This is a genomic window from Kluyvera genomosp. 3 (assembly GCF_011765685.1).
Classification (GTDB): Bacteria; Pseudomonadota; Gammaproteobacteria; order Enterobacterales; family Enterobacteriaceae; genus Kluyvera; species Kluyvera georgiana_A.
On the sequence record NZ_CP050321.1, the window covers coordinates 3,882,493 to 3,898,477 of the forward strand.

Genomic DNA, 15,985 nt, shown 5'->3' on the forward strand with positions numbered 1-15,985 from the left:
TTAGAATCGGGCGGAGAAACGATAGCCCGTGCCGCGAACGGTTTGCACCATACGATCGTGGCCGCTGTGCTCCAGCGCCTTACGCAAACGACGAATGTGAACGTCGACGGTGCGGTCTTCCACATACACGTTAGTGCCCCAGACGTGGTTCAGCAGCTGTTCTCGGCTGTACACGCGCTCCGGGTGAGTCATAAAGAAGTGTAATAGCTTAAATTCAGTCGGCCCCATATCGAGGGGATTTTCACCGGTCATCACGCGATGGGAAGTGGGGTCGAGGCTCAGGCCCTGCATCTCGATCACCTCTTCCACCGCCATCGGGGAAATACGCCGCATCACGGCTTTAATGCGCGCGACCAGCTCTTTCGGCGAGAATGGCTTAGTAATGTAATCATCCGCGCCCGTCTCCAGGCCGCGCACTCGATCTTCCTCTTCACCGCGGGCGGTTAGCATCACCACCGGAATATCGCGGGTTAAGGCTTCACGTTTGATATGCTTAATAAATTGCAGCCCCGAACCGCCCGGTAACATCCAGTCGAGCAGAATAAGGTCGGGCCAGGGTTCATTCAGTTTACTCACTGCGGTATCGTAATCTTCCGCTTCTACTGGCTGAAAACCGTTTTGTTCCAGCACGAAACAGACCATTTCGCGGATTGGCGCTTCATCTTCAACGACCAGAATACGTCTTGCCATTATTTGCCCTGTTTTTAGACATCAGTATTATATACGGCGTCATTATGCGTCAGATTTATGACAGTTTTATGATAAACATGACCGTTTGATGATCGCGCTTAACCGTTTATGACACGCGCCATACGCGCTCATCGACCCCAGCGTAGGTGAATGTTTATAATCAACTTTACGTCACTTCTTACGGAATCGCTATGCGCATTATCCATACCTCGGACTGGCACCTCGGCCAGAACTTCTACAGCAAGAGCCGCGCGGCCGAACACGATGCCTTTCTGCGCTGGCTGCTGACCACCGCCGAGGCGGAGCGCGTAGACGCGATTATCGTCGCGGGCGACATCTTCGATACCGGTTCGCCGCCAAGCTATGCGCGCGAGCTGTATAACCGGTTTGTGGTCAATCTTCAGCAAACGGGCTGCCATCTGGTAGTGCTGGCGGGCAACCATGACTCGGTGGCGACACTTAACGAATCGCGCGATATTCTGTCATTCCTCAACACCACGGTGATTGCCAACGCCGGCCATGCGCCGTTTATTCTGAATCAGCGCGACGGCACGCCCGGCGCAGTGTTCTGCCCGGTGCCGTTTCTGCGTCCGCGCGACATCATCACCAGCCAGGCGGGGCTTTCTGGCAATGAAAAAGTACGTCAGGTACTGGAAAGCATCACTGATTACTATCAGCAGCAGTATCAACAGGCCTGCGAGCTACGCGACAACCTGACGCTGCCGATTATCGCCAGCGGCCATCTGACCACCGTCGGCGCCAGCAAAAGCGATGCGGTGCGCGATATCTATATTGGCACGCTGGATGCTTTCCCGGCGCAGAATTTCCCACCGGCCGATTACATCGCGCTGGGGCATATTCACCGGGCGCAGAAAATCGGCGGCAGCGAGCATATCCGCTACAGCGGCTCGCCTCTCCCGTTAAGCTTTGACGAAACCGGCAAAGCGAAAAGCGTGAATCTGGTGACCTTTAGCGACGGTAAGCTGGCGGAAGTGACCCCGCTAACCGTCCCCATCACGCAGGCGCTGGCGGTGATCAAGGGCGATTTCGACAGCATCAGCGCCCAGCTCGCGGCGTGGGAGAAAACCGATACCGAGGCCACCACGTGGCTCGATATCGAAATCACCAGCGACGAATATCTGCATGACATTCAACGTAAAATCCAGACCATCACCGACGAACTCCCGGTCGAGGTCCTGCTGGTGCGCCGCAGCCGCGAGCAGCGCCAGCGCATTCTGGAAAGTCAGACGCGTGAGACCCTGAGCGAGCTGAGTATTGAAGAGGTGTTCCAACGCCGCCTGGCGCTGGAAACACTTGAGGAACCGCAGCAGCAACGCCTGCAAACGCTGTTCAACGAAACGCTAAACAGCCTTGGCGAGGAACAACAACCATGAAAATTCTCAGCCTGCGCCTGAAAAACCTCAACTCGCTCAAAGGCGAGTGGAAAATCGACTTCACCCAGGAGCCTTTCGCCAGCAACGGTCTGTTCGCCATCACCGGCCCGACCGGCGCGGGCAAAACCACCCTGCTCGACGCCATTTGCCTGGCGCTGTACCACGAGACGCCGCGCCTTAATACCGTTTCGCAATCACAAAATGACCTGATGACCCGCGACACCGCCGAGTGTCTGGCGGAAGTCGAGTTTGAAGTACAGGGTATTGCCTATCGCGCCTTCTGGAGCCAGAACCGCGCGCGCAACCAGCCGGACGGTAATTTACAGGCGCCGCGCGTCGAACTGGCACGCTGCGCCGACGGGCAAATTCTGGCGGATAAGGTCAAAGACAAGCTGGAGATGACCGCGTCGCTGAGCGGGCTGGACTATGGCCGCTTTACCCGCTCGATGTTGCTTTCACAGGGCCAGTTTGCCGCCTTCCTCAACGCCAAACCGAAAGAGCGCGCCGAGCTGCTGGAAGAGTTGACCGGCACCGAAATTTACGGCCAGATTTCCGCGCAGGTGTTTGAAAAACATAAGCAGGCGCGTAACGACCTCGACAAGCTTCAGGCCCAGGCCAGCGGTGTGGTACTGCTGAGCGAAGAGCAGCAACAGTCCCTACAACAAAGTTTGCAGGCGCTTACTTCCGATGAAAAGCAGTGGCAACAACAGCAGGCGATTGCCCTCACACATCAGCAATGGCTGTCACGCCGAACGGAGCTGGAACAAGACGAGCAGAAAACCCAGCTGGCGTTGAAAGAATCCCAGCAGGCGCTGGAAGCGGCGCAGCCGCAGCTTGCCGTGCTGAGCCGCGCGCAGCCCGCTGAAGCGCTGCGCCCGCACTGGTCACAGATGCAGGAACAGGCCGCCACGGTGGCCAAAACCCGTGCGCAGGTTCTGCAAGTGAATACTCGCTTACAGGCAGCACGTACCCAGCGAGATCGCATTCGCTACAGCGCGGAACGCCAGCACGCCACGCTCACGCAATCGCTGCAACAACAGCAACAATGGCTGCAGGCGCATGAACATATTCAGCGCTGGCAAGGCGAGCTAACCGGCTGGCGTAGCGCGTTTGCTCAGCAGACCCGGGAACGTGCACAGCAACAAACGCAAGAACAGCGCCGTAATGCGCTGGCGGCACAGCTGAACCAGCTGCCGCCTTCCACGCTAACGCTCACCCAGGAAGAGGTCGCCGCCCGAATTGCCGAACACGCGGCGTCGCGCCCGCAGCGCCAGCAGCTCAGCACCCTTCATGCGCGCTTTATCCCGCTCCACGCCCGCCGACAGCAGCTGATGGATGCTCAGCAGCAGCGCCAGCAGCAGTTGGAGAAAATCACCGCCGAACTGACCCAACTGCGTCTGGTCTATAAAGAGAAAAAACAGCAGTTGGCCGACGTTAAGGCCATTTGCGATTTGGAAGACACCATCGTTAAGCTGGAAGCCGAGCGCGCGCGTCTCCAGCCGGGCGCGCCGTGTCCGCTGTGCGGTTCCACCGGCCATCCGGCGCTGGCCGATTATCAGGCTTTAAAACCGGACGCCAACAAAGCACGTCGCGATGCGCTGGAAAAAGAGGTTTCGCAGTTGGCCGAAAACGGCGCGGCGCTGCGTGGCCAGCTGGAGACGCTGCAAAAGCAGCAGCAGAAAGAAAATGACGAGCTCGCATCGCTTTCTCAGCAGGAGCAAGCACTTACCTCCCAGTGGCAGGAGACGCTCCAGCATCTGCATATCGATCTGCAACCATCTGACGATATCAACGGCTGGCTGGCCGCACAGGATGACGCCGAGCAGCAGCGTTATCAGCACCAACAACGCCTGACGCTGGAACAGCAGCTTCGCGAGCTTGAGGCGCAGCTAACGCAGCTACGCGAAGAACAGGAGCAGCGCACTGCCGCGCTTAATCAATCGTTCACGGCTTTTGGCCTGACACAACCGGACGCTGGCGATGAAAACAGTTGGCTGACGGCGCGCGAAACCGAGATAGCCCAGTGGCAACAGCAGCAGGCGCAGCTCCAGAGCACTCAACAGCAGCTGGCGTTAATTCAACCGCTGCTGGAAACGCTACCGAACGCCGAAAATGCCGACGACGGTCAGCAGGCCTCGCTTGACGGCTGGCAACAGGCGCATCATAACTGTGTGTCGCTGGAAAGCCAGTGGCAAACGCTCCAGCAACAAGAAAAACTGGAAAATGAGCGTCTTCAGCAGGTGGAACAGACCTTCGACCAGCAGCTTTCCGCCTCGCACTTCCCGGACCGACAGGCATTTCTGGATGCGCTACTGGATGCCGGCGAACGCCAGCGTCTGGAACAGCTCAAACAGACGCTGGAGACGCAGCACCAGCAGCGCCAGACCCTCGCCGCACAGGTACAGGAAGCGTTGCAACATCATTTGACCGTGCGCCCGGAAACGCTGACAGCCGATTTGAGCCTTGCCGACGTGCAGGAACAGCTTCAGCAGCTTGCCCGCCAGCTTCGCGAGAACAGCGAGCGCCAGGGCGAACTGCGCCAGCAGCTCAAGCAGGACAGCGACAATCGCCAGCAGCAGCAGTCACTGTTCGTTGAGATTGAAAAAGCCAATGCCGTGCTGGAAGACTGGGCGCATTTAAATGCGCTCATTGGCTCCAAAGAGGGGGATAAATTCCGTAAATTCGCCCAGGGACTGACGCTGGATAATCTGGTGTGGCTCGCCAACGAACAGCTCAGCCGCCTGCATGGTCGTTATCTGCTGCAACGTAAAGCCAGCGATGCGCTGGAATTAGAGGTGGTTGATACCTGGCAGGCGGACGCGGTGCGCGATACCCGCACGCTCTCCGGTGGCGAAAGCTTCCTCGTCAGCCTCGCGCTGGCGCTGGCGCTCTCCGATCTGGTCAGCCATAAAACCCGTATTGACTCACTGTTCCTCGATGAAGGCTTCGGCACGCTGGACAGCGAAACGCTCGATACCGCGCTGGATGCGCTCGATGCGCTGAACGCCAGCGGCAAAATCATCGGCGTGATCAGCCACGTTGAGGCGATGAAAGAGCGGATTCCGGTGCAAATTAAGGTGAAGAAAATCAACGGGCTGGGGTATAGCCGACTGGATAAAATGTTTAGCGTGGAGTGAGGTTCCCCTCACTTCGGCCCTCTCCCGAAGGGAAAGGGAGAAAACCACGCAGAACGGCGGCTTTAGCCACCAACAACACAAGACGGTTCCCTCTCCCTTTGGGAGAGGGTTAGGGTGAGGGCTAAATCACGCCGGCCACAACCACGCCGCGCCGCGAACCCCGCTGGAATCCCCGTGCAGCGCTTTACGAATCGGCGTCTCGCACTCACCGCCAAACACCCATTCTTTCACCAGCTGCGGTACCGTCTGGTATAGCCGTTCAACGTTGCTCATCCCGCCGCCCAGCACAATCACGTCCGGGTCGAGAATATTCACCACGTGCGCCAGCGATTTCGCCAGCCGCTGCTCATAGCGACAGAGCGCCTGTTCTGCCAGCGCATCACCTTCATCCACCAGGCGCATAATCTCGCTGCCCTTAAGCGCTTTACCGCTCAAGCGCTGATAGTCTGTGGCAAAACCGGTACCGGAAATAAAGGTCTCAATGCAGCCCTGCTTACCGCAGTAGCACGGCACTTCCGCACGATAGCGCAGCTCGTCATCATTCATCCACGGCAGTGGATTATGCCCCCACTCACCCGCTGTGCCATTGCCGCCGATATGCACGCGGCCGCCAATCGCCACGCCCGCGCCGCAGCCGGTACCAATGATCACCGCAAACACCGTCTGCGCGCCCGCCGCCGCGCCGTCTACCGCTTCCGACACCGCAAGACAGTTGGCGTCGTTCGCCAGCCGCACCTCGCGGTTCAGACGACGGCTTAAATCTTTATCAAACGGCTGGCCGTTAAGCCAGGTTGAATTGGCGTTTTTCACCACCCCGGTATAGGGCGAAATCGAGCCGGGAATGCCCATTCCCACCGTCCCGGTTTGCCCGGTCGCCTCTTCGGCCAGTGCGACGAGATGCGCAATGTTCTCAATGGTTTGCTGGTAGTCACGCGGCGTCGGCAGACGGTGACGATAGAGCTGCTCCCCGCGATCGCTCAGCGCGATAACTTCCGTTTTCGTTCCACCCAGATCGATACCAATTCGCATTCATCACTCCTGTTTAAAACAATGCAAGGCCAGAGACAATTCGTTATCATTGCACGCTGATTTAACGATAACACCGTGGAAATTATCATGCTGTGGTTCAAAAATTTAATGGTTTATCGTCTCAGCCGCGACATCTCGCTGCGCGCGGAAGAGATGGAAAAACAGCTCGCTGAGATGACCTTCACCCCGTGCGGCAGCCAGGATATGGCGAAAACCGGTTGGGTGCCGCCGATGGGTTCACACAGCGATGCGCTGACGCACACAGCGAATGGTCAGATCATTATCTGCGCGCGCAAAGAAGAGAAGATCCTGCCCTCTCCGGTGATTAAACAGGCGCTGGAAGCGAAGATCCAGAAACTGGAAGCCGATCAGGGTCGCAAGCTGAAAAAGACCGAAAAAGATTCCCTGAAAGATGAAGTGCTGCACTCTCTGCTGCCGCGCGCTTTCAGTCGCTTCAGCCAGACGATGATGTGGATCGACACCGTTAACGACCTGATTATGGTCGACTGCGCCAGCGCCAAAAAAGCGGAAGATACGCTGGCGCTGTTACGTAAGAGCCTCGGTTCTCTGCCGGTCGTACCGCTGACGCTGGAAAACCCGATCGAACTGACGCTGACCGAATGGGTGCGCTCTGGCACCACGGCGCAGGGCTTCCAGCTACTTGATGAAGCCGAACTGAAAGCGATCCTCGAAGACGGCGGCGTGATCCGTGCGAAAAAACAGGATCTGGTTTGCGACGAAATCGCCGTCCACATCGAAGCCGGTAAGCTGGTGACCAAGCTGGCCCTCGACTGGCAGCAGCGCATTCAGTTCGTGATGTGCGACGACGGCTCGATTAAGCGCCTGAAGTTCTGCGACGAACTGCGCGATCAGAACGAAGATATCGATCGTGACGACTACGCCCAGCGTTTCGATGCCGACTTTATTCTGATGACCGGCGAGCTGGCGGCGCTGATTAAGAGCCTGGTGGAAGGGTTAGGCGGCGAAGCGCAGCGTTAATGAATGAGGTGTTTCCCTTCCTGCCGCAGCAGGAAGGGAAACTATTACAGATAGCGGCACAGATAAGAGGTCGGCTCAGCAACCTGCAAGTTAAACTCGCTGTGGCCCGGCACGTTGAAAACTTCCCCGGCAGCATAGACTTTCCACTCAGTTTCCCCCGGTAACAACACGTTCAGCGCGCCGCTGATCACGGTCATTTCTTCCGGCTGCGCGGTACCGAAGGTATATTCGCCTTCCGCCATCACGCCCACGCTCGCACGCCCGGTGCTGCTGCTGGTAAAACCAATGGATTTCACTTTTCCGTCGAAGTATTCGTTGCTTTGAAGCATAAACAGGCCCTTATTATCGTGTCGTCAAAAGACCAATATAGGGGGGCGAACAGAAACCTGTCACGCGAAATTCTCCCGTTAACACAATAATTCTGCCGCCAGTCTGGCGACCAGCACATTCGACAGTAAAACAGGCACATCCAGCGCTTTTTGTAATAGGTCACGGTGACGCTGGTGATAGCTGAGTGAATCCAGTACCAGCACGTCGGCCCCCTGTTCCAGCAGTGAACTGCCTGCGGAAATCAGGTGCTGATCGGTATCGAGGTTCGGGTTGGCCAGCGCGTAATAAGGTGAGGTGGGCAGCATCTGCCACTTCTCCTGCTGGGCATTTAAAATGCCTTCGACAGGCACAAGCACCCCGACCTGGTGTCCCTCAACGATAGAGGCGACCAACGGTGGAATAATGCGCTGAGGTTCCAGCAGCATCGCATTGCGCGCCACCATACTGCGTAATTTGAACGTGTTCAGTAACAGGATGACGTCATAGGATTGGTTGTCCAGCACCTCAATAACGGCCTGGAGGCTCAACTCCACCTTCGGACGGGATACTTCAACAAATTGGTTATCATTTAGCAGAACCAGTAAGCGCTCTTCACCGGGTTCTGGTGCATACTCTTCCATGACGTCAGCACGATTCATTTTGCCTAGCAGGCTGATGTGGGTTATCTGATCTTCCCTGATGTGCTCGGTCAAAAGCGGCAACACTTCACTGACGGGCACCACCCCTATCGTAAGAATCGCCATCGTTGCACTCATGTTATTTACCTTCTGCTTTTCTGAAAGTTCACTTTACAAATAGCCACCTGGATGGATGAAAAATACCGCTCAGAAGCGTAGCACCTGCCGCGGGAGGCGGAATGTAAAGATTCCAGTTGTTTCCAGTACTCTCCTGATATGTTTTGATTTTAACTTTTCTATAACATACAGAATAGGTGAAAAATGTGATTTACGCCCGATATAACCGCAAAATAAAAAAGGTTATATCGGCAGCGTGCATCACAGCATGAGGAAGAGATGGGGAGAAAGCGATGCGTTTCGCTAGCTGGCGGTGGCCAAGTGCAGAGCGTCGAGGATCAGCGTCACCACTCGCTCCGGCGAGGCGGAAGCGTCGACGATGTAATGGGCGGTTTCACGGTACAACGCATCGCGCTGAGCCAGCACATCGGCGACCTCTTCGCTAATGGGTTTACCGGTCAGCGTCGGGCGCTGGTCAGCTTCTGGAAAGGCTTCCAGACGGCGCGCTAAAACGGGAACCGGCGCATTCAGGTACACCACAACGCCGTTCTGGCGCATAAACTCGCGGTTTACCGGTGCAAGGATAATTCCACCGCCCGTGGCGATAACCGCCCCTGGCTGGGTGACGGAGATTAACGTTTCGGTCTCTCTGGCGCGGAACCCCGGCCAGCCTTCCGCCGCCACAATATCCGCCACGCTCATGCCTGAGCACTGCTGTAACACCTGGTCAGTATCAACAAAACGGAAATCGCAGGCATGGGTAAGCGCTTGACCTATTGTTGTTTTTCCGCAGCCTCTGGCTCCGATAAGAAAAATAGGTTGTGTCATTACCTGGAATTCCCCCTGATGACGCAAAATTGCGGGACGTGCATGTGAAGCGTGAATAATACCACCAAACTAGTACACAAGTAAGTGTAAACTTTAGGTTACAAAAAGATTCAGCCTGCGTATTTTATCCGCTTTATATCCAGCCATCGTCTGCTTTTAAAGCGTAAAAAAATAATTCCACAAGCCGTTGCGCTAACAGTACATGAAACTGTCTTGTTTTGACAAGCCGAACGACGCGGCAAAGGTAGCATATTCCGGTGACAGAAATCCTGTCAGCCGCGTTTTACCGCCAACAGCCACTTGTCCAGCTCTGCGGCGAACTGCTGGCGATCGCGCTGGGAAAGCGCGCTGGGGCCGCCGGTTTGAATACCGCTGGAACGCATTGTGTCCATAAAATCACGCAGAGTCAGACGTTCACGGATAGTGGCATCGCTGTAGCGTTCACCACGTGGGTTCAGCGCCGCCCCGCCCTTTTCCAGCACCTCAGCGGCCAGCGGAATATCGGCGGTTATCACCAGATCGCCCGGTTGGCACAGGCGCACAATTTCATTGTCGGCAACGTCAAACCCCTTTGGCACCACCATCGCGCGGATGAAGCGCGACGGCGGCACGCGTAGATACTGGTTTGCCACCAGCACAAGCTCAATCTGTGTACGGTCTGCGGCGCGGTAAAGCACCTCTTTAATCACGTTCGGACACGCGTCGGCGTCCACCCAAATCGTCATACTCACTCCGCTTAACGCTGGCTGTTAAAGGGCGATTATACGGTAAGCGCGTCTTCGGACGTAATAATGTGCAACCAGCGTCACAAAATTACGTTACCCATCGCCGGGAATGGCCTATAACAGTACACTACAAAAAAACAGACAGAGGGAGAGACATGATGGAGAAGAAAATTGGCTTCATTGGCTGCGGTAATATGGGAAAGGCCATTCTGGGCGGCCTGATTGCCAGCGGGCAGGTACTTCCTGGGCAGATTTGGGTTTATACCCCTTCCCCGGATAAAGTCGCCGCGCTGCGCGATGAGTTCGGCATTAACGCGGCGCAAAGCCCGCAAGAAGTGGCGCAGGTGGCAGATATCGTCTTTGGCGCCGTGAAGCCGGGCATTATGGTGAAGGTACTGAGCGACATCGCTTCCAGCCTGAACAAAGATTCACTGGTGGTCTCCATTGCCGCCGGGATTACCCTCGATCAGCTGGCGCGCGCGCTGGGTCACGATCGTAAAATCGTCCGAGCCATGCCGAATACGCCGTCACTGGTTAACGCAGGGATGACGTCGGTCACGCCAAACGCGCTGGTCACGCCGGAAGATATCGCCGATGTGTTGAATATTTTCCGCTGCTTCGGAGCCGCAGAAGAAATTGCCGAACCGATGATCCACCCGGTGGTGGGCGTTAGCGGCTCTGCGCCAGCCTATGTATTTATGTTTATCGAAGCCATGGCGGATGCCGCCGTGCTGGGCGGTATGCCGCGCGCCCAGGCCTATAAATTCGCCGCGCAGGCGGTCATGGGCTCCGCGAAGATGGTGCTGGAAACCGGTAAACATCCGGGTGAACTGAAAGATATGGTGTGCTCGCCAGGCGGCACCACGATTGAAGCTGTGCGCGTGCTGGAAGAAAAAGGCTTCCGCTCGGCGGTCATCGAAGCGATGGCAAAATGCATGGAAAAATCGGACAAGATGAGCAAGTCCTGATGACGCTGGCCCGGCACACGCTGCCGGGCCAGGCTAGCTTGCCATAAGAAGTGAATTTACTTTTTCTTCAAACAAGTACTCATAAAGGTTTTACGCTCGTCGCCCGTCAGGGTCTTCTGAGCGGCCTGCGCGTTACAATCCTTCATTTTTTGCTGCTGCGGCGTTAACGCTTTGCCGTCTGCGGTCGCCCCTTCCCCTTTCAGACAGCTGCTCATATAAGTTTTGCGCTCATCCCCCTTCAGGGTTTTAGCCGTCGCCTGCTGATTGCAGCTACTCATCCGCTGTTGCTGCGGCGTCAGGGTCTTCTCCGGCGCGGCTGCCGTCGTCGCCGCAGACACGGCGCTGGCCGCAAACACGCCACACAGTAGGGTAATCAGTAATGTTGTTTTCATTGCACCATCCTTTTGTGAGTAGAACTCTGTAAGTCTGGTCGCTGGCAGGAATTTTACCAGGCCGGCAGCGAATTATATGCCGCTGGCCTGGTCGGGAGATTACAGCCCCAACGCGGCTTTCATGGTGTAGTAGAGATCAGTCTGGTCGGTCAGGCCCACTACGTTAGCGGCATGCGGGCCGTAGGCAGCGATACGCAGCTGGGTGCCAGTATGCTCCATTGACTCCTCTTCCGAGTTACCGTAGCTCATCACCATCACTGACCCATCTTTGGTGTTCAACGCCTGCGTCAGGCCCGGCGCTTTGGTTTCCGGTGGAATAATCTGGCTGGCGTGCGCGTGGTCAGCGGTGACGATCACCAGGGTATTGCCGTCTTTTTTCGCAAATTCCAGCGCTTTTTGCACCGCTTCATCCAGATCGACCGTTTCGCCAATCTGGCCGCACGGATTCGCCGCGTGATCCTGTTTATCGATCGACGCCCCTTCAACCTGCAGGAAGAAGCCTTTCTCGTTGGCGCTCAGCAGGGAGATGGCTTTGTCGGTCATCTGCGCCAGAGTCGGCACGCTGGCATCACGTTTCGGGTTCGGCGTACAGGTCACCGCTGGCTTATCCAGGTTGCCATGATAAGAGGCCTTCGGCCCTTCCCAACGAACCGGCATATTGCCGTTAGAGAACAGCCCCAGCAACGGCTTGTCCTGGTTAGCCTGAGTAATCGCCGCCAGCGTGGTGGCGTTATCCACTAACTGATAGCCGCGCGCCTGCGCCTGCTCACGCAGGGTTTTACCCTGCCATTCACCCGCTGTCGCAGTTTCGGCGAAGGTTTTTGCGCCGCCGCCCAGCGTCACGTCTGCGCGGGCATTCAGCAGCTGTTCGGTAATGGACCCTTTACCGCCTTTTTCCAGCGCGTTGGTCGGACATTTTTCGCTGGTCACGCTCGGGCCGTAACACTTACGCGAAGTGACATGAGAAATCTGCGCTGCAGGGGTCGCATCCTGCAATTCGGCGGTAGACACGTTACCGGTCGCCAGGCCGGCCGCTTTCGCCAGCTCAAGAATCGTCTGGTGATCTTTTTCATGGATATCGACGCCCAGCGCGCCGTTATAGGTTTTCACGCCGGTACTCCAGGCGGTGGCCGACGCGGCGGAGTCGGTCACGTAGTCCGGCTTACCGGTCTTTTTGTTCAGCGCATAATGGGTGTACTGGCCGGTTAACGGCAGTGCGTCAATACCTTTAAAATAACCGCCCGCGCCTTCCGCGTAGTTACGCGCAGCGGTAATTTCAGAGTCGCCCATCCCATCGCCAATCAGCAAAATAACGTTTTTGGCCTGTTTATTATTTAAGGAGGCGCGAATCGCGTCGGTTTGATCGGCAGATAAACGGCGAGCACCGCCTGGCTGGGTGATGTCCCCTTGCGCGGCGCGGTTATCGAGAACAGCGGTAGAGGTCTCCGCGTGAACGGTAGGCAGACCCAGCAGAGGTAATAATGCGGCAACGATAGTACGGTATTTCACGTTAGTTTCTCCATGTATAAATACTTAAAAAAAGAAAACATGGAGACTGTAAGAAAAGAGCGTGACAGTTTAATGACAGCGTGAAATAAGCAAAGACCTACTATTTTTCGGGGGCTAGAAATAACCGTTTAACATGGTTATATAATAATTCGCGATGATGATCGGAAGCATCTTCCGGCGGTGTAAGCTTATTCAACGTGGCGGCAATGTGGCTTTCCAGATCGGACTCAGGCTGCTGTTTCATATGCAGTAGCAGCGTAGTCACCACCACTTCCAGCGCATCAACCTGAATACGTAGCGCGTTTGCTTCATCTTCCTTTTCGGCTAGTTTTACCAGCAATTCAGCAATGAAATTTTTCATCGCGCGTTTTCCTTATGGATAGCGATGGGCTGGATGCAGGCCCTGAAAAAATAAATAGACCGCTAAAACATACGGTTCCATTCCCCTTTGGCAAGCAGGAATAGAATTACAATATCCAGACAATTCTGCAAGTGAAACCCGCAAAAATATAATCCCTATGAATATCATGGAATTAGTTTCATTTTTCGCCAGCGAAACGTTTCTCTCGCATAATAATGCAGGGCTATCAAACAAAGTTGAATAACAGTGAAATGAATCGATGGAAATAACGTTGTGCCGCTATTTCCATCGTTACCGTGATATTACTGGCGAACCGGCTGGGTACGGCGGAGCATTACCGCCAGTTGCCATAGGTTAATCAGCACAATCACCGCGGTGGCGATAAATACCCAGCGGAATCCGGCCATTGCGGAAATGGATGCGCCAATCAGCGGCCCCGCCACATTACCCAGATACATAAACGACTGGTTATAGCCGAATATACGCCCGGTAACGCGCTCGCTAATATATTTGAGCAACAGCGTTTGTACCGCCGGCAGCATCGCGCCATCGGCGAAGCCAAGAATAAAACGGAGAATGCCAAGCTGTAGCGGCGTAGTCACAAACGACATGGCAAAGAACAGCACCACGGCAAAGACCAGCGTGCCCAGCAAAATGCGGGCCGTGCCAATACGGTCCCCGAGCTTGCCCAGCCTTGGTGCGGAAATCAGCGCCGATACGCCGGGCACAGCGGCAATCATGCCGCTTAAGAAGGCAATGTTAGTGCTATCCGGCGACATCGATTTAATAAACAGCGCCAGAATTGGGCTAATCGAGCCGTTACACAGCTGAATCACCATCGTCGTCACAAACAGGCTGATCACCAGCCCGGGATACGGCAGTGAGGCAAATACCGCCTTACCGCTCAGCTTCTCGCCTTTTTCCAGCACCGGGCGGGAGCCCTCTTTGATTAAAAACAGCGTCACCAGGAAGCTCACCATCAGCAGGAATGCGGTGATAAAGAACACCATTCGCAGCCCTACATGGTCAGCCAGAAAACCGCCGAGCAGCGGCCCGCCGATCACGCCGGTGATCTGCGCCGTCGAGAGAGTGCTGAGCGCCCAGCCGCTGCGCTCACGCGGCACCTGCGAGGCCACAAGGGCCATTGCGTTAGGAATATAGCCGGACGTTAAGCCCATAATGGCGCGTAGGAAAAAGAGCTGCCAGACGTTGGTGGCGAAGGCCTGCAGGAGAATCGCCACCGCCATCCCGAGCGATGCACGCAGCAGCATTAACTTGCGGCCTTTACGGTCCGCGAGGCTTCCCCACATTGGCGAAACGATCGCCGAAACCAGAAAGGTGACGCTGAAGGTCAAGCCTGACCACATGGACAGCGATTCGTGCGAGGTGACGCCAAGCTGCGCCACATAGAGCGGTAAAAAAGGCAAAATCTGGCTAATCGCTAGCCCGGTGAAAAAACAGCCGAACCAGACGGAAATAAGGTTAACCTTCCAGGATTCCATAACGACGCGTTTGACTTCAATTGACGGGAACAAGTTGTCAGGTTAGCAACTCGCTTCTCTCGCCGTATTGTCAGAGATGCTCAATCGATAACTTCAGGATTTTATCAGTCAACAAACGCATTTTTGTGATACATATCACGATGAAAATGCAGAACATTAGTGACTTATGCTTAGCACCTGAAGATGATTTGCGCGGAACGATATGGAAAAGGCAGATAGCCCGCATCGCCCGTGGTATGTTATGTGCTTTGCGTTTTGGAATGGATGGATTGAGAGAATGGCAAAGTTGCGGGTTGGGATTGTTTTTGGCGGCAAATCGGCGGAGCACGAAGTCTCCCTACAGTCCGCGAAGAATATTGTTGAAGCGATTGATAAAACGCGGTTTGACGTGGTGCTGTTAGGCATCGATAAACAGGGGCAGTGGCACATCAGCGATGCGCAGAACTATCTGCTCAACGCTCAGGACCCCGCCCGTATCGCGCTGCGCCCTTCTACGACGACGCTGGCCCATATTCCAGGCCGCGAACGCCAGCAGATGATCGACGCCGAAAGCGGCCAACCGCTGGATGCCATTGATGTGATTTTCCCCATTGTGCACGGCACGCTGGGGGAAGATGGTTCCCTGCAGGGGATGCTACGTATGGCAAACCTGCCGTTTGTCGGCTCCGACGTTCTGGGCTCAGCCGCCTGCATGGATAAAGACATCACCAAGCGTCTGCTGCGCGATGCCGGGCTGTCTATTGCGCCGTTTGTTACCTTGACGCGCCGCAACCGCGACAATTTCACCTTCGACGAGATCAAAGCGAAGCTGGGTCTGCCGCTGTTCGTTAAGCCTGCGAATCAGGGCTCTTCGGTTGGCGTCAGCAAGGTCAACGATGCGGAGCAGTATGCGAAAGCCGTGGCGTTAGCCTTCGAATTCGACCATAAAGTCGTAGTGGAACAAGGTATTAAAGGCCGTGAAATCGAATGTGCGGTGCTGGGCAATGACGATCCGCAGGCCAGCACCTGCGGTGAGATCGTGCTGAACAGCGAGTTCTACGCGTACGATACCAAGTACATTGACGATAATGGCGCGAAGGTGGTGGTTCCTGCAGCGATTCCCGCCGAAGTGAACGATAAAATCCGCCATGTCGCGATTGAGGCTTATCAAACGTTAGGCTGTAGCGGTATGGCGCGCGTGGATGTGTTCCTGACTGCCGATAACGACGTGGTGATTAACGAAATCAACACCTTGCCTGGTTTCACCAACATCAGCATGTACCCGAAACTGTGGCAGGCCAGCGGTCTGGACTACACATCATTGATTACCCGCTTGATCGAGCTCGCGCTGGAACGCCATCAGGCCGATAAAGCGCTGAAAACATCAATGAACGATTAAGACTTGTAT

The 15,985-nt window shown here is 55.6% G+C and carries 15 protein-coding genes; 5 read left to right on the plus strand and 10 right to left on the minus strand.

Annotation, left to right across the window (positions count from 1 at the left end; all coding sequences use genetic code 11):
- Nucleotides 1–690 carry a phosphate response regulator transcription factor PhoB gene (gene phoB, locus GY169_RS18235; protein ID WP_035895131.1) on the minus strand — a complete coding sequence of 230 codons (690 nt, stop codon included), beginning with the start codon at nucleotides 688–690 and terminating at the stop codon, nucleotides 1–3.
- 191 nt (nucleotides 691–881) lie between these two features.
- Here phoB and sbcD point away from each other — a divergent pair, with 191 nt between their 5' ends.
- Together sbcD and sbcC are read left to right on the plus strand one after the other, a co-directional pair.
- Complete coding sequence (gene sbcD / locus GY169_RS18240) at nucleotides 882–2,084, plus strand: exonuclease subunit SbcD (protein WP_163445889.1); 1,203 nt, start codon at nucleotides 882–884, stop codon at nucleotides 2,082–2,084.
- Complete coding sequence (gene sbcC, locus GY169_RS18245; RefSeq protein WP_167576535.1) at nucleotides 2,081–5,221, plus strand: exonuclease subunit SbcC; 3,141 nt, start codon at nucleotides 2,081–2,083, stop codon at nucleotides 5,219–5,221. The genes sbcD and sbcC overlap by 4 nt, the downstream gene beginning before the upstream one ends.
- A gap of 126 nt (nucleotides 5,222–5,347) precedes the next feature.
- On the opposite strand, the gene mak is transcribed toward sbcC, so the two are convergent.
- Nucleotides 5,348–6,250 (minus strand): fructokinase, encoded by a 903-nt coding sequence (gene mak, locus GY169_RS18250; protein WP_167576537.1) that lies wholly within the window; start codon nucleotides 6,248–6,250, stop codon nucleotides 5,348–5,350.
- A gap of 87 nt (nucleotides 6,251–6,337) precedes the next feature.
- On the opposite strand from mak, the gene rdgC reads away from it, so the two are divergent.
- Nucleotides 6,338–7,249 (plus strand): recombination-associated protein RdgC, encoded by a 912-nt coding sequence (rdgC, locus tag GY169_RS18255; protein ID WP_064547833.1) that lies wholly within the window; start codon nucleotides 6,338–6,340, stop codon nucleotides 7,247–7,249.
- 44 nt (nucleotides 7,250–7,293) lie between these two features.
- Here the strand turns inward: rdgC and ppnP are convergent, their stop codons facing one another.
- From ppnP to GY169_RS18275, 4 genes are all read right to left on the minus strand, one after another.
- Nucleotides 7,294–7,578: a pyrimidine/purine nucleoside phosphorylase gene (ppnP, locus tag GY169_RS18260; protein WP_065357852.1), complete on the minus strand. Its 285-nt coding sequence runs from the start codon at nucleotides 7,576–7,578 to the stop codon at nucleotides 7,294–7,296.
- A gap of 78 nt (nucleotides 7,579–7,656) precedes the next feature.
- A complete protein-coding gene (locus GY169_RS18265) occupies nucleotides 7,657–8,334 on the minus strand; it encodes an AroM family protein (RefSeq protein WP_064547829.1) in 678 nt (225 codons plus the stop codon).
- Between the two features lie 282 nt (nucleotides 8,335–8,616).
- The gene (aroL, locus tag GY169_RS18270; RefSeq protein ID WP_167576539.1) at nucleotides 8,617–9,141 is read right to left on the minus strand and encodes a shikimate kinase AroL; all 525 of its coding nucleotides are present in this window, start codon (nucleotides 9,139–9,141) and stop codon (nucleotides 8,617–8,619) included.
- Between the two features lie 272 nt (nucleotides 9,142–9,413).
- Entirely contained in the window at nucleotides 9,414–9,866 is a 453-nt protein-coding gene (locus GY169_RS18275) for a YaiI/YqxD family protein (protein WP_064547826.1), read from the minus strand.
- A 158-nt stretch (nucleotides 9,867–10,024) separates the two neighbouring features.
- On the opposite strand from GY169_RS18275, the gene proC reads away from it, so the two are divergent.
- Nucleotides 10,025–10,834 carry a pyrroline-5-carboxylate reductase gene (gene proC, locus GY169_RS18280; protein ID WP_064547835.1) on the plus strand — a complete coding sequence of 270 codons (810 nt, stop codon included), beginning with the start codon at nucleotides 10,025–10,027 and terminating at the stop codon, nucleotides 10,832–10,834.
- 56 nt (nucleotides 10,835–10,890) lie between these two features.
- On the opposite strand, the gene GY169_RS18285 is transcribed toward proC, so the two are convergent.
- The 4 genes from GY169_RS18285 to GY169_RS18300 all read right to left on the minus strand — a co-directional run bounded on the left by GY169_RS18285 (nucleotide 10,891) and on the right by GY169_RS18300 (nucleotide 14,598).
- Nucleotides 10,891–11,226, minus strand: a complete 336-nt coding sequence (locus GY169_RS18285) for a PsiF family protein (protein WP_167576541.1) — start codon at nucleotides 11,224–11,226, stop codon at nucleotides 10,891–10,893.
- A 99-nt stretch (nucleotides 11,227–11,325) separates the two neighbouring features.
- Nucleotides 11,326–12,735 (minus strand): alkaline phosphatase, encoded by a 1,410-nt coding sequence (gene phoA, locus GY169_RS18290; RefSeq protein ID WP_167576543.1) that lies wholly within the window; start codon nucleotides 12,733–12,735, stop codon nucleotides 11,326–11,328.
- A 100-nt stretch (nucleotides 12,736–12,835) separates the two neighbouring features.
- Nucleotides 12,836–13,096 (minus strand): sigma-S stabilization anti-adapter protein IraP, encoded by a 261-nt coding sequence (locus GY169_RS18295; protein WP_163445882.1) that lies wholly within the window; start codon nucleotides 13,094–13,096, stop codon nucleotides 12,836–12,838.
- 302 nt (nucleotides 13,097–13,398) lie between these two features.
- Nucleotides 13,399–14,598, minus strand: coding sequence for a multidrug efflux MFS transporter (locus GY169_RS18300; RefSeq protein WP_163445881.1), 1,200 nt, complete (start codon nucleotides 14,596–14,598; stop codon nucleotides 13,399–13,401).
- Between the two features lie 277 nt (nucleotides 14,599–14,875).
- Between GY169_RS18300 and ddlA the strand changes: the two genes are divergently transcribed.
- A complete protein-coding gene (ddlA, locus tag GY169_RS18305) occupies nucleotides 14,876–15,976 on the plus strand; it encodes a D-alanine--D-alanine ligase (RefSeq protein ID WP_167576545.1) in 1,101 nt (366 codons plus the stop codon).
- Nucleotides 15,977–15,985 lie beyond the last annotated feature (9 nt).

Bases quoted from the DNA above. Each gene is read 5' to 3' on its own strand.
- phoB (WP_035895131.1), bottom strand. From the start codon at position 690: ATGGCAAGACGTATTCTGGTCGTTGAAGATGAAGCGCCAATCCGCGAA.
- sbcD (WP_163445889.1), top strand. From the start codon at position 882: ATGCGCATTATCCATACCTCGGACTGGCACCTCGGCCAGAACTTCTAC.
- sbcC (WP_167576535.1), top strand. From the start codon at position 2,081: ATGAAAATTCTCAGCCTGCGCCTGAAAAACCTCAACTCGCTCAAAGGC.
- mak (WP_167576537.1), bottom strand. From the start codon at position 6,250: ATGCGAATTGGTATCGATCTGGGTGGAACGAAAACGGAAGTTATCGCG.
- rdgC (WP_064547833.1), top strand. From the start codon at position 6,338: ATGCTGTGGTTCAAAAATTTAATGGTTTATCGTCTCAGCCGCGACATC.
- ppnP (WP_065357852.1), bottom strand. From the start codon at position 7,578: ATGCTTCAAAGCAACGAATACTTCGACGGAAAAGTGAAATCCATTGGT.
- GY169_RS18265 (WP_064547829.1), bottom strand. From the start codon at position 8,334: ATGAGTGCAACGATGGCGATTCTTACGATAGGGGTGGTGCCCGTCAGT.
- aroL (WP_167576539.1), bottom strand. From the start codon at position 9,141: ATGACACAACCTATTTTTCTTATCGGAGCCAGAGGCTGCGGAAAAACA.
- GY169_RS18275 (WP_064547826.1), bottom strand. From the start codon at position 9,866: ATGACGATTTGGGTGGACGCCGACGCGTGTCCGAACGTGATTAAAGAG.
- proC (WP_064547835.1), top strand. From the start codon at position 10,025: ATGGAGAAGAAAATTGGCTTCATTGGCTGCGGTAATATGGGAAAGGCC.
- GY169_RS18285 (WP_167576541.1), bottom strand. From the start codon at position 11,226: ATGAAAACAACATTACTGATTACCCTACTGTGTGGCGTGTTTGCGGCC.
- GY169_RS18295 (WP_163445882.1), bottom strand. From the start codon at position 13,096: ATGAAAAATTTCATTGCTGAATTGCTGGTAAAACTAGCCGAAAAGGAA.
- GY169_RS18300 (WP_163445881.1), bottom strand. From the start codon at position 14,598: ATGGAATCCTGGAAGGTTAACCTTATTTCCGTCTGGTTCGGCTGTTTT.
- ddlA (WP_167576545.1), top strand. From the start codon at position 14,876: ATGGCAAAGTTGCGGGTTGGGATTGTTTTTGGCGGCAAATCGGCGGAG.